Source organism: Eisenbergiella porci, from assembly GCF_009696275.1.
In the GTDB taxonomy this organism is placed as follows: Bacteria; Bacillota; Clostridia; order Lachnospirales; family Lachnospiraceae; genus Eisenbergiella; species Eisenbergiella porci.
The window spans coordinates 167,724-181,002 of sequence record NZ_VUMI01000006.1 but is presented as its reverse complement, the minus strand read 5'-3'; the positions used below and the strand labels follow the sequence as shown (position 1 = coordinate 181,002).

Here is a 13,279-nt window from a genome sequence, read left to right as displayed (position 1 = left end):
AAAAACAACAGTTTAAAGCGGCTAATTCGAAACGCTACTTTTGATCAGCCGGAAGCGTGCATCCAGGACATCAATTATACGTCGGGTCGGAAGCTGAACCGTGGCTTGATTGAGCGGCTGGCGACCTGCGAATACATCACGGAGCATAGGAACATCTTCATTTCCGGTGCCACTGGGAGCGGCAAGACCTATATGGCTTGTGCTTTTGGAATGGAAGCCTGCAAACAGCGGTACAAGACCAAATACATCCGACTTCCAGACCTGCTCATGGAACTGGAGATGGCACGTAATGACGGAACCTATAAAAAAGTTCAGGCAAAGTATGCCAATCCTGTGCTGCTGATCATTGACGAATGGCTACTTCTGAAACCTACAGAAACAGAGCAGCATGATATTTTAGAACTCCTTCACAGGAGACGCCGGAAATCATCCACCATTTTTTGCTCACAGTATGATTCTGGCGGTTGGTATGATCAGCTGGGTGGAGATGACAGTCCGCTTGCTGAAGCCATTCTTGACCGCATCAAGCATGATGCTTATAAGATCAACATCATACCAACGGATCTAGTCAACTACCGCTCCATGAGAGAGGTGTACGGATTAGATCCAACACAAAGCGAGTAAACTCGCATTAAGTAACTGATAACTTACGGTATCCTGTTCCGGACTGACGGTATCGTTCCTCCGGAACAGTGGTATCCGTTCCTCCGGAACATGGGTACAATCTCACCGGAATAAACAATCGTCTTTTTCCATAATAATTAATGCAAGATACGAAGTAATTGGTATAAATTGAATACATGACAAAGTAAAATGAAGCTCATTTCTAAAAGTATGGTATGGAAGAAAACTATATAATACAGCTCCAAATATTGCAGTTATCCGCTTCAATCCGAATTGTCTCATAACAAAAAAAGCAGACCACGACGTAAATAAATATGTTAATATAAAAGATATATTAACAGCTTTCCAAGCACTATTAAAAATTCTAGCCAACAAAACCGTTGGCCAAAGATATAAATGATAGTCTACAATTGCGTACTTATAATCTGTTCCAAAAGGCGCAGCATATGTTTTATATAGATATGGACTTCCTCCTCTCACACCATTTTGGACTTCCAAAAAAAAGCCTAATGCATCGGAACTATATGCAATAGGCACTTCCCAATCATGTCCAATTAATCGAAATATAAATAAGCAAACAATCAAAGATATTATACCGCACAATAAATATGAAAGAAATTCATTTTTTCTATTTTTCAATATTTTTTCCACTAAAACTTACACCTTCCAAGCTATTTTTTATTATCACATATTTCATTGTTATATGCCTTTATTAGTAAGTAAAAACAGATAAATAAAACTCCCCATAATGTTACACCCATAGCATAAATTGAATTAATTATATCGTCATGTATAAGACAAACACTTAATATTTCTCCCACAATCCCTATACTTACTATAAATAAAATAGATTTACATTCATCTCTCGCTAAAACAAAATTTATTATTACAGTAATAATACTTATAGGCAAAACCAATATCGTTACAGGAAACAAATAACTACCAGCCCTCTGATAAGTACTTCCATAAAACAAATTTATTAAGTATTTACCTAATAAATTTAATAATAAAGCAGCTATTATAGACAAAACAATATTATACGACAATGATTTCTTCAGCAATAGACACGCTTTTTGTCTATTATCCCCCGCATCAACTGCAAATGGAAAAAGTACAACAACAATTGCTCCTGAAAAATATGTAACAATTTTCCCCAATATTAAAGCCACACTATAAAAACCAGCTTCTGAATCAAAAAAATATTTTATTACAATCATATCAACATTACTTAATAATGTTAAACCTAAATTTGCTATGACTGCGCTAAAACCATACATTATTAATGACTTTATCTCAATATTTATTACTTTACTATTTGTCTTTGTTAAATATCTCGCAAGTATGACAAAACCAATAATTACAGTTATAATAGCCCCAAACAAAAGTATGATAAGAATTATTTCTAATTTATGTCTTCTGCCAATTGTTAATAATATTGCTATTATTTTAAAGATCTGTCCTAATAATCCCATTAGACCTAATGCAAAAAATTTTTTCATTCCTTGTAAGCTTCCATTAATAAGAGGTTGAAACATTGCGCTGGAAGCTAAAATTATAATAAGAAGAATCATTATAGAATTATTAATATGTAACAATTTTTTAAAAAAAGAATTAAATACTAACCCTGTAAAAAAAATCAAACAAGATAGCAAGGTAATGGGTTTAATCGACTTAATTATAAAATATTTTATTGACGAATAATCCCCACAACAATTAAATTGTGAAATATATTTTGTTACAATAAACGTAATAACTGCCATCGGCCAAATTAATATAGTATATAAGGAAAGAAGTGCATTTAAATCAGCATATAAAGTTACATCATTCAATATTCTTCCAGAAATTAACTGAAAAATTACTCCCAAAGCATTTCCAATCATAAGCATAGCGAATACTATAGTGCCGTTACGTTCAAATGAATTATCATATTGACAGTTTTTCTTTTTCATTATATTTCCTAACCCATTTTTTATAATTATGATCCCATATTTTTATAACTTTTGCAGGATTTCCCGCTACCATAGTATACTCAGGTACGTCCTTCGTTACAATACTTCCTGCTGCAATAATAGATTTAGTTCCAACTTTAACCCCTGGTAAAATACAAACTTTTTCTCCTATCCACACACCCTTTCCAATATAAACTGGTGAAGAAACTAGAGATTGAGTTGAATAATCCATCTCTGCATTAATTCCGTGATTATAATCTGTAATGAAAACCTCACTTGCAATTAACACATTGTCATCAATATATACACTTTCTGCACAATAAATTTTTAACCTTTGTGTAACCTTGACATTATCACCTATATATATACCTTGTGCTCCTTCTCTAACTTTACAAACATATCCTGCATAATCAGTAATAACAGCTAACCATGACTTATATCCAATATTAGTGTCATGGCCTATTTTAATATATTTTCCATTCTTTATATGAACTGCTCCTAAGAATGAAGTATTCACTCCAAACTTCACCCGCTTAATAAATCTATAATAAAACAATCCCCAAAAATATAAAATCTTACTAATAATATAATAAACCATACTTTTATAAACCTATCTTTCAAATTGCACTTAATAAATTGCTAAATACGCTGTATCGTTAATAAATTCAACTTGTAATTCTAAGTTTATATAGCCCCATGATTTACCCCCAAAAAACTCCTTATATTCATTGTCAGTCATATATTCCATTTCATATTTTCTACCTGAAACAAACTCAATAATCGGAACAACTGCCCAATCATCATAAAAAAGTTTTAAATTATAATTTGTATCATAATATTCATGCTTCATAAATTCTCTATAATCCCATGTTTTTTCGCGCTTACTCCACTCTTGAATTTTAATAATTTTAATTTTATTATCAGTTTCCTCCTCATATTGATTTATCTTTTCTTGTATTTCTCGTGCATATTGCTGATCTAAAATATTTGAGACATAATGATCATCTGAAGATTTCTTAGTGTTCCAAACAGAGACGGAAAGAAAAATAACTATTAAACCTCCAAATATAAATATAGTATACTTATTTGTAAATTCCGAAAAAACAATAATAGATAAAGCTGTAATAGAATAATAAAAAGGAAACAAAACACGCGCAGGCATATAAAAACCTGCTGTTATAAGTCCTAACGCAAACGGAGCAAAAAAAATCACACATACATGTAAAGAAAAAAGAATTAATTCAACAATTTTCTTCTTAAATAATAATACTACTATATAAAAACTAACGAGTAATATAATAAAATAAAAAATTATTTTGTTAGGCATCATTCCCAAGGAATCTCTGAGAATCCACTTAAATATCTCAAAAATTTGCATTAAACGAAATTTTAAATCTATTTTTTGAGTAAAACTTACTTGACGTGTAGGATTAGATAATATTCCCAATATATTTAAAATATGAGGTAATAGTAAATTTAGTCCTGCGGCCAGAAACATTATAATCATTAAAATACTATATTCTTTTATTGTATAAAATGTAAATGATGATTTATTTTTTAAATATAAAAAAGTCAAAATTAGAATACCGCTTACAATAAGAAATACTTGATATTCTGATACTGTTAAAAATGCCAAAACTCCTGATAATATATACCTTTTATTTATAAAAGCCCAAAAAGTTAAACCAGCTAATAATATTCCTATCCCCCAATCAGGAGTTACATAAATAAAAGTTTCAACATAAAACACATTGATAGCCGCAAATAATACACAACAATTAATTATAATTAGTTTTAATCCAGTACCTTCTTTATTTATTACTTCTGAGAATGCTTTAGTTGCAATTAAAACGACTATTTCTGTACAAAAAATTTTAAACAATTGAGAATAAATTTGCCCATGAAAATAATCAAAATTAAAGAAGTCCAATAATTTGCAAAAAAAATATATAGTATATCTACCACCATAGCAATAATCAATAACTCCTAAGTTTTTTGTTCCTATCTCCATAAATGAATATATATTATCGCTAGAAAAAGTAAAATTTAAAAAAGAACCATATACAAATAATAATATTAAAAAATCAAAACAACTAATAAGAAATATTTTTTTAATTTATACAAATTATGCATTATTTTTTTTAACCTTATACTATCGGAATTAATCATAACTTCCTCTTCTAGTTTTTTTCTAAATAGTCAACAATAATTTTACTAGGAGAAACTTCTGCTATTGTTCTTTTAATTTTATAGTTATTATATTGACTGCCAAAAATCTGAATTGTTTTAGTATCATTATTATATAATACTGCGTTTTTACCCAAACCTTCTGTCCGTTCAGTAGTTTTCCGCATAATTAAACAAGGTTTCCCCATATAAAATAATTCTTCTTGATTGCTACCACCATCTGTAATAACAAATTCAGCTTTATTTAAAACCTTCATAAAATCAAAATAATCTAATCTTGGCAAAAGGAAAATATTTTTATTGTTTTCCAGCGATTCTATAAGTCCTAACTCTTGAAAAACTAACTTAGTAATTGTATGTAAGATAATAACACACTTCATTTTTTTAGAAAGTTCAATAATTTCATTCACCACCTTAACTACAAGTTTTCTATTCGCCAAGTTCTCTTGCCTATGCATTACAAAAACAAAATATTTCTCATCCATAAATCTATAATCTTGTTCTTTACTTAGCGGTATTTCAAACGAGTACCCTAAACTATCCAATATAGTATTATATTTTGTGTTTATTACTTCCCCCTTCACATGTTGTAAATTTCTCGCAGGAGCATCACCTGGCGCAAAATGATAATAGCTTTTTCGACTCGTTAATATTCTATCAATTTCTTCAGGAAAAGGATTAAAAATATTATGTGAACGCAATCCAGCTTCTATATGACATATTTTCATTCCAAGTTTTTTCCCAATACACGCCCCCATAAAAGTCGAAACTGTATCGCCGTGAACTAATAAATAAGATTTTTGTAATATTTCTTCATTAAAAACCGCTTTAATTTTACCAAGAGCACTCTTATAAGTACGAAAATACCAACAAAAAAGCCCTAGAGCACTCTTTTTAATCTCACTCTCTTTACTCAATTCAATTTCTATAGATATATCCTTTACAACATTCATAATTCGGCTATTACCAATATCATTTTGCCCAGATGCTATAATATGTAAGCGAAATCTGTTTTGACATGCATTCATTATAGGAAAAACTTTTATTAATTCAGCCTCTGTTCCTATAAAGAAAAATATATCCCTCATTTTTTTACTCCTCTTTTTCTTCTACATTAGTTGATTTTACAATATATATCGGTCTCTGCTTTACTTCCATATAAATACGTGCTAAATATTCCCCTACAATTCCCAATAACATAATTATAAAACCACCAAAAAATAATAATAATAAAATTATACTAGAATAGCCAGTCCGCCCTGTTGGATTCTTTACAGCATGGTAAAAAACATATATTGCATAAAAAAAAGAGAACATTACAATTAGTAAACCAATATAAATAACAGCTCTTAAAGGAGTAGTCGCAAACGCCATAAAACCACTAATCGCATATCTCATTAACCCACCAAAAGACCATTTTGTTGTTCCCGCATATCTTTCACAGTTTTCATACTCAATCCACTGTGTATCGAACCCTACCCATGAAAAAATTCCTTTTGTAAATCGTTCGGTTTCAGTAAGTGATACTATTGCCTCTGCTACTTGCCTAGTCATTACCCGAAAATCAGAACCTCCTGGTACAAGCTGCATAGAGGTAACTTTATTTATTACCTTATAAAATAAATTCGAAAAAAAACTTCTAATAATTGGCTCCCCGTTTCTACTGATACGCCGAGCTCCACAACAGTCATGCCCATTTTCAATTTCAGAAATCATTTCTTTTAACAGCTCCGGAGGATGCTGTAAATCTGCATCCATTAATGCCACTAAATCAGCATTTCCTAAATTAGATAATCCGGCGAAAATTGCCGCCTCCTTACCAAAATTTCTAGCAAATGACAGGTAATTCACCCTTCTTTTGCCTACTAATTTTAATAATTTAATAATCTCCTTTAGAGTATCATCCTTACTACCATCATCTATATATAAAATACAGAATTCATAATCTGGCATACTATCAAAAACATGTTTAACTTTCTCGTACATTTTTTTAATACATTCTTGTTCATTAAAGCATGGAACAATTATTTTAACAAGTTTCATCAAATCACCTTTTCTATAATTTAAACACTACTAAAATCTAATTAAAATATATCCTTTAGATTTCTTTTCACTAATTCACCATTTACCACTTCATAAATTTCATCAGCCTTTTTTATAGTTGTTAATCTATGTGCAATAATGATCATAGTTTTTACTCCTTGCAATTTTTCTATAGCCCCCATTACTGCTTGTTCTGTTTCATTATCCAAAGCGGATGTAGCCTCATCAAGAATTAATATATCAGGTTCATGATATAACGCTCTTGCAATACCAATTCTTTGACGCTGACCTCCTGATAGTCTTACGCCTCTATCCCCTACAAAAGTATTTATTCCTTCCGCTAAATTTTGAACAAAATCATATAACTGTGCTTTTCTTAATGCGCCTTCCACCGCACTATCATTTATTTCGTTCTCCTCTACCCCAAAAGCAATATTATTACGAATAGTATCATCTGACAAATAAATATTCTGTGGAATATAGCCTATAGATTTATGCCATAAAGATATATTGTCAAATATATCGCATTCATCTACCATTATTCTCCCCTCTGTTGGTTGCAAAAGTCCTAAAATTATATCTGCTAAGGTAGTTTTTCCTGCTCCTGAACTACCAATTAAAGCTACTGTTTTTCCTTTCCCAATTTCCAAATTAATTTTTTTTAATACATCTATATCAGTATTTGGATATCGATATCTTACATTGACTAAACATATTTTCTCTTTAATAAAAAACTTATCAGTTTTCTTAACATCTTTTTTTATTATTCTATTATTATTTTCTACTTCTTTTAGATCATGATAGATTAGATCCAGTGATGGTAAGCCATACATTATTCCATTAATATAAGAATTTATTTTACCAACTGAAGGTAAGAGCCGAAATGCAGCAACTGCGAAAACAGATAATTGAGGTATAAAATCTACTATTTCTCTTCTACCGAAAAACATTTTACCAACTACAGCCAAAAGCATTCCACAAATACATACTGTTTCTACAATATATTTAGGTATTGTAGCTAGCATTTCATTATTTTTAGCTCCTTTAATTAATTTTTTATAATTTTCTTTATATGAATTAATAAAAAAGCTTTCTCTTTCTAATACCTTGACTTCTTTAATACCGCCTAATGCTTGATTCACCCACTGTATTAACTTAGAATTATATCTTTGATTTTGTCTCCCTAATTTTTGGGATATTTTCTTAGATATTAAATAAAACAATCCTAAACAACCAATTAATAAAACTGCAATAGCTATTGTTATAGAATGACTTGTATCAAATAAATAAATACCCAAAGCTATACAAACCATAATTTCAGCTATTAATTGTAGAGTAGCATTCATCAATAACATAAACTGATTTGCATCAATTTGAAGGCATCTCTGCATATCAGCAATATTTTTTGTTAGATGAAAAGTATAGGGCTCTGCTATATATGTCGCTAACAAATTTGTTGCTAAATTCATTCGCATATTATAAGCAAAATTCAATATCATATTTTGCATAAATGATAAATATATGTTTTTAAGTATATAAACACAACAAATCAACAATGCTAAAAAAGCCAGAAAATATTCAATATTTCCAAAGTTTGTTATTCTATAAAAGTATAAAAGTATTTTATTCTCATATATTATATTAGTATCCATTAATACTGATATAAAAGGCATAAAGGCCGCTACACCTAGTAATTCAAGAAAACTACCAATAATTATAATAACTAAAAGTAAAAGTAATTTTCGTTTTTCTTTCCTATTAAATATATAATTAAATTTATTAAACATTTTTATTTCCCTTTATTTTTAACTCATCTATTTTCTTTTCTATCCAGTCCACTTTATCACAAATACGATAATTCTTCATTGCATAATTTCTCAAACATTCTCCGCGCCTTATTCTCTCCTCTTCAGACGAATATAACCTAACCATTGCTTCTATCATCATCTCTTCTGAATCAACCACCATGCATCCATCCATATCAGATGCATGTCCAACATTAGAGCTAATGATCGGAAGCCCTTTCGCAGCTGCCTCGCATAGCATTATTGGATACTCCTCTTTTTTACTAGAACAAACAAAAACATCTGCTTGTTCCAAAAATTTAGGTATTTCTTCTCGTTCTAATCCTACATAAAAGAAAATTTGTTTCATACTAAAAAGAGTATCCAATCTTTCCTTTTCTTTACACAGCAAATCAAAATATTCATTTTTCTTACTACCAATAAAAACTAATTCAGATGAACTCAAATTAGCTTTATAAAAAGCCCGAAGTAAAAATATTTGATTTTTATTATCGTCATAGTTTGCAACATAAATAAATCGTATATGCTTATTACGTTTTCCTTTTGCGATCCGACATAGTACACTATTCTCAAAAAAAATATCTTCAACAGCATTTCCTAAAATAGCACTATTTTTCAATTCTTTTTCTCTAGCATACCAGCTAGAAATATTTTTTTCTGATAAATATATAGCACAATCATATTCTGCTATATGTTTATAAGCCAATGCATAATAGATTTTCCATCGAAAGTGATATCTAAAAGCATTAAATTTAAAATGTATAATGTCATAAAGGAGAGGATACTCCTTTAGTAGAGCCGAATAACCATGTGTATACAAAATAGTAATACAATTTAACTTCTTAATCTTATTTCGCATCCAGTCAAATGGCCATGACTGTGTACAAACACATATTAGTACATCTGGTTTGAAATTTTTTAATGTTCTAAAGAAAAGTTTTTTCTCTCCATAAAAAAAATTATTATATTTTTTTATATTTAATCTTTTAATATTAACATTTTTAAAGTTCTCACTTCTTTTATAACCTTCTTTCATATTAGTTACAACCAAAACATCATTATGCTTAGCTAATCCTTCAGCAATATACTCCGTTACAATCTGTACCCCATTTTTATCCGGATAATAAGTATGCACCGCAATCAATATTCTCACTGTTTCCTCCTAGCGATGTAACCAACTTAATACAACTTTTTTTATTTTTATCCTTAAAATCATACATCTATAAGATATATCTTGTTGCATCTCTTTATACTTAATATATAAGATATATCTCTTATTAATTTTTAAATCCGGCATTTTTTTCTCAAATACTTTGCAAATATATTCGCAAAACTTTTCACTGCTAAATGTCATTTGAATATCAGAATCCAATAAACAACAAATAGAATTTAAATATTTATTATAATTTTCTTCGTTCATTTCAATTAGAAATTTTGCCAATTCATCTATTGATTTAAAATTATCATAATCTATATAGCAACTTTTAGGAACATATTTATTAATATCGCTTGCACCTTTATATATAGGAACTATACCTGCACAAAAACAATCAAATATTTTCTCTGTAACATACCCTTTTACCCCATAAGTGTTTTCCAAAGATAATGCAAATTTATAATTATGGTATATTTCAATTTTGCTCTCCACGATTCCTTTATAGGAAGGATGCTTTTTTTTATTCCAACCAGTTCCATATAAATCAAACATATTAAAATAATTTTTTTCAAAAAAACTTATTACCTTTTCTCTTACACTATATAATTCATTTTTCATATTAGAAGTTTTATTACCTGAAATATTAATAAGTAATTTTTTTTTGTTAAAGTTATTTTGTCCAAACTGTTTATTAAAATAATAAGGTATATTTCTTTTAAAAATACGTTTATTGTCTATTAGTTCCTCATTCCAAGTTAAAATAAAAGGAAATATTTTTAAAAGCTTTGTATACCCTTCTCGTGAATTAATTGGCTTTACAACATCTGGTTCTGCACTACAATAAATCATCCGTTTGTAAAGCCCTAATTTTAATATTCTATAAAGCCATTTATAATCTAAGGAAAAAAAGAGAAACCAATCCACATCTCTTAAATTTGTATAACAGTCTATAGTGTTAATTTCCATATTTCTTTTTTCAAATGCTTTTTTTAACAATATATGACTATCCACATACCCTGCATATTTTTCTATAAAAATATTATTTTCTGTAATATTTTCATCCCAAGGTACTATTGCAATCCTCATTTTAAATTATTTTCTCCTATCATCCTGGTATTTTTATCCAGCTATTGCATATTATATCTGTAACATTATGATTATTAAACCATCTTTGAGGAGATATGACAATCTTATTTGGAGATTGATTTAACCATGCTCCCCACCAACTAAATGAACTGTTAGCAATAATATTAGCTTTACACTTACTCATAAGAAACATATCTAAATAATCTTCATCAGAACACTTGTTATCTACTACTATCATATCAGTACCAGAAAACCTCTCCCTTGCCCATTTTATATCATTAGTAAATATATAGTATTTAGGATTCTTTAAATGATTATTTATAAATTTAATTGCATTTGTATAATACATCAAAGTACAGATATTACCATATATATCACTATTCTTACCTTCCAGATAATCCCCCCTACGTATGTGAATACTAACCGAGTTTTCTCTTTCTATATCTTTTAAAATATTACAATTATCAACATTCACTGTCTTCGGTAATCGATACAATTTTAATATATGATCACGAATATCATAAAAATATTGCTCAGACTGCCAGTATCCTGATAGATAAATATCATCTAATTCCAAGACTATCTGTTCGTATCCCTTATCGAGATTTTCAATATATAATTTTTTTTGAACAAAAGGAAATTTCTGTTTGATACGATTTACAAATGATTTTCCTTGTCCCATTAATGCTAAATCTCTTTCAGAAGCCACAGGACATTTTATACCAAACAAATCTAATTTATATTTTCTTGCTGTTTGTTCTTTATTACTATAAAAAGACAAATCATATTTAACATCCCTTCCTATAAACTTTAATTTTTGACCCAAAGCATACTGAAACATTTGATTTCCCAAACCACCGCTTAACTCAATTATCACCATATGATTACTCTCCATTAAACCATTTAAGAAAAGGGTACTTTTCATAATAATAATAAAAGCAATTCTTCTTTCTATCCATAAAATGAACACCTAATGGTACATCCAAACATATACACTTTGTATTTTTTATTTCTTTTTTATATGGCTTGTCAATCAGCAGAACAACTTTTTTTTCAATGGACAATTTACAAAAATCTTCTATTACATTTTCAAATCCTTGTTTTTTTGTAATCAGAATAAAAAATTTTTTATCCTGTATTCTATACTTTCGCCTTTCCCAAGCAGCTTTTGCCTCTTCAAAGTTTTGATAATGTTGAAGATACAGAGTAATATCTCCAACATTCGCTACCGGAAAATCAATATTTCCACCACCAACACTATAAAATTTCTCTTTACATCCATTATCTAAGTTAGTAACTTCACAGAAATCTTTAGACAAATACATTTTATATGCCTTACAAAATTTAACAAAATCCTCCGGTACCATTTGCATGTTAACTATTGGACTATTAAGTTTGAGCCCAAAATCATGAGCCAGCTTTCCTCCAAGACAATTATTTGTTATAATAGATATATTTTTATTTTTTAATAGTCTATAGCGCAGTTTCCTTTTGATTTCATAATATAAACGAAATAGCCTATCTGTCATCCTTATCCTCGTTTCTTTGGCAACACAATCATCTCCCCTAATTTCCTTGAAAATTCCTCCGAAGAAAAATGGGCAAATCCAGCTTCCTGATAAAATGTTATTTCTCCAAAATATATTCTGTCATTAATAGAGTAAAAATCGGTTCTCAGGCTGACGGTTCCTTCAGCGAGCTTTCGCGAACACTCCAGCATCTCCCCAAGGCTCTCCGGCTTTTCAATTTGCACCGATGGGTCTTTAGGATATTCTATTTCTTCATCAATGTACTGCCAGTCTGTTGTATATAAATTTCGTTTATGCTCGACAAATCTGCCGAAATCAACCTGAATGAGATATGGCTCGCCGCCAAATGTATATATTTTATAATCTTTCAATTCCACATGGGATTCATCCGTCATATATTTTTCAGCTATTATCCTTGGATGTATATTCTTATATGGCCATTCTCTGCTTGGATAAAAGTAATTAGTCCTTAATGTTTTCTCTAATTTTTGCTTTGCTGACTGAATATCAAAGGTGTTCTTCTCTTTGCAGATAAGGACACTTCCTGAATCATGCGTACATTTTAACACATATTGTTCCGGAAGCATAGAGAAATCGATATCATCAACGCTGTCCCATACCCCCAGTAAGGGAATAAGATAGCTCTCTCCCAGTTTTTCTTCTACGTATTTTCTGACTTCATATTTATCAGCCATTATTGTATATTCCGGTTTTCTGTCATAGAGCTTCAGCCATTGCAGCTTTTCATCAAAATTGTTCGGTTTTTTCAGATCGAGTTTCTCTCCCATTCTCACCTGATAAAGCATCTCTAAATATAATTTATCCGGTAAAAACCTTTCTCCCAATGCACAAATTTTACGATATATTTTTCTTCTTACAGACAAACTTTCTTCCCGCATG

13 protein-coding genes are annotated in these 13,279 nt (G+C 29.7%); 1 reads left to right on the top strand and 12 read right to left on the bottom strand.

Features of this window, described 5'->3' with window-relative positions:
• A partial coding sequence (locus FYJ45_RS05760; RefSeq protein ID WP_154463835.1) for an ATP-binding protein occupies positions 1 to 624 on the top strand: 624 nt, incomplete at its 5' end.
• A 102-nt stretch (positions 625 to 726) separates the two neighbouring features.
• On the opposite strand, the gene FYJ45_RS05755 is transcribed toward FYJ45_RS05760, so the two are convergent.
• The 12 genes from FYJ45_RS05755 to FYJ45_RS05700 all read right to left on the bottom strand — a co-directional run bounded on the left by FYJ45_RS05755 (position 727) and on the right by FYJ45_RS05700 (position 13,278).
• Positions 727 to 1,275 (bottom strand): hypothetical protein, encoded by a 549-nt coding sequence (locus tag FYJ45_RS05755; RefSeq protein ID WP_154463834.1) that lies wholly within the window; start codon positions 1,273 to 1,275, stop codon positions 727 to 729.
• Positions 1,276 to 1,295: 20 nt separating this feature from the next.
• Positions 1,296 to 2,573, bottom strand: a complete 1,278-nt coding sequence (locus FYJ45_RS05750) for an oligosaccharide flippase family protein (RefSeq protein ID WP_154463833.1) — start codon at positions 2,571 to 2,573, stop codon at positions 1,296 to 1,298.
• Positions 2,548 to 3,090 carry a DapH/DapD/GlmU-related protein gene (locus tag FYJ45_RS31690; protein WP_195841679.1) on the bottom strand — a complete coding sequence of 181 codons (543 nt, stop codon included), beginning with the start codon at positions 3,088 to 3,090 and terminating at the stop codon, positions 2,548 to 2,550. Before FYJ45_RS31690 ends, FYJ45_RS05750 begins: the two co-directional genes overlap by 26 nt.
• 111 nt (positions 3,091 to 3,201) lie before the next feature.
• On the bottom strand, positions 3,202 to 4,584 hold the full coding sequence (locus FYJ45_RS05740) for a glucosyltransferase domain-containing protein (protein WP_154463831.1): 1,383 nt from the start codon (positions 4,582 to 4,584) through the stop codon (positions 3,202 to 3,204).
• A gap of 169 nt (positions 4,585 to 4,753) precedes the next feature.
• Positions 4,754 to 5,848: a UDP-N-acetylglucosamine 2-epimerase gene (locus FYJ45_RS05735; protein WP_154463830.1), complete on the bottom strand. Its 1,095-nt coding sequence runs from the start codon at positions 5,846 to 5,848 to the stop codon at positions 4,754 to 4,756.
• Between the two features lie 4 nt (positions 5,849 to 5,852).
• Positions 5,853 to 6,803, bottom strand: coding sequence for a glycosyltransferase family 2 protein (locus tag FYJ45_RS05730; protein ID WP_154463829.1), 951 nt, complete (start codon positions 6,801 to 6,803; stop codon positions 5,853 to 5,855).
• Between the two features lie 41 nt (positions 6,804 to 6,844).
• Complete coding sequence (locus tag FYJ45_RS05725; RefSeq protein WP_154463828.1) at positions 6,845 to 8,590, bottom strand: ABC transporter ATP-binding protein; 1,746 nt, start codon at positions 8,588 to 8,590, stop codon at positions 6,845 to 6,847.
• A complete protein-coding gene (locus tag FYJ45_RS05720; RefSeq protein WP_154463827.1) occupies positions 8,583 to 9,761 on the bottom strand; it encodes a glycosyltransferase family 4 protein in 1,179 nt (392 codons plus the stop codon). Before FYJ45_RS05720 ends, FYJ45_RS05725 begins: the two co-directional genes overlap by 8 nt.
• Positions 9,762 to 9,770: 9 nt before the next feature.
• Positions 9,771 to 10,850 carry a glycosyltransferase family 10 domain-containing protein gene (locus FYJ45_RS05715; protein WP_154463826.1) on the bottom strand — a complete coding sequence of 360 codons (1,080 nt, stop codon included), beginning with the start codon at positions 10,848 to 10,850 and terminating at the stop codon, positions 9,771 to 9,773.
• Positions 10,851 to 10,869: 19 nt separating this feature from the next.
• Positions 10,870 to 11,730 (bottom strand): alpha-1,2-fucosyltransferase, encoded by an 861-nt coding sequence (locus tag FYJ45_RS05710; RefSeq protein WP_207708392.1) that lies wholly within the window; start codon positions 11,728 to 11,730, stop codon positions 10,870 to 10,872.
• Positions 11,731 to 11,734: 4 nt separating this feature from the next.
• Complete coding sequence (locus FYJ45_RS05705) at positions 11,735 to 12,379, bottom strand: DUF1919 domain-containing protein (protein WP_154463824.1); 645 nt, start codon at positions 12,377 to 12,379, stop codon at positions 11,735 to 11,737.
• A 2-nt stretch (positions 12,380 to 12,381) separates the two neighbouring features.
• On the bottom strand, positions 12,382 to 13,278 hold the full coding sequence (locus FYJ45_RS05700; RefSeq protein WP_154463823.1) for an ATP-grasp fold amidoligase family protein: 897 nt from the start codon (positions 13,276 to 13,278) through the stop codon (positions 12,382 to 12,384).
• Position 13,279 lies beyond the last annotated feature (1 nt).

Bases quoted from the DNA above. Each gene is read 5' to 3' on its own strand.
- FYJ45_RS05750 (WP_154463833.1), bottom strand. From the start codon at position 2,573: ATGAAAAAGAAAAACTGTCAATATGATAATTCATTTGAACGTAACGGC.
- FYJ45_RS05740 (WP_154463831.1), bottom strand. From the start codon at position 4,584: ATGGAGATAGGAACAAAAAACTTAGGAGTTATTGATTATTGCTATGGT.
- FYJ45_RS05735 (WP_154463830.1), bottom strand. From the start codon at position 5,848: ATGAGGGATATATTTTTCTTTATAGGAACAGAGGCTGAATTAATAAAA.
- FYJ45_RS05730 (WP_154463829.1), bottom strand. From the start codon at position 6,803: ATGAAACTTGTTAAAATAATTGTTCCATGCTTTAATGAACAAGAATGT.
- FYJ45_RS05725 (WP_154463828.1), bottom strand. From the start codon at position 8,590: ATGTTTAATAAATTTAATTATATATTTAATAGGAAAGAAAAACGAAAA.
- FYJ45_RS05715 (WP_154463826.1), bottom strand. From the start codon at position 10,850: ATGAGGATTGCAATAGTACCTTGGGATGAAAATATTACAGAAAATAAT.
- FYJ45_RS05710 (WP_207708392.1), bottom strand. From the start codon at position 11,730: ATGGTGATAATTGAGTTAAGCGGTGGTTTGGGAAATCAAATGTTTCAG.
- FYJ45_RS05705 (WP_154463824.1), bottom strand. From the start codon at position 12,379: ATGACAGATAGGCTATTTCGTTTATATTATGAAATCAAAAGGAAACTG.
- FYJ45_RS05700 (WP_154463823.1), bottom strand. From the start codon at position 13,278: ATGCGGGAAGAAAGTTTGTCTGTAAGAAGAAAAATATATCGTAAAATT.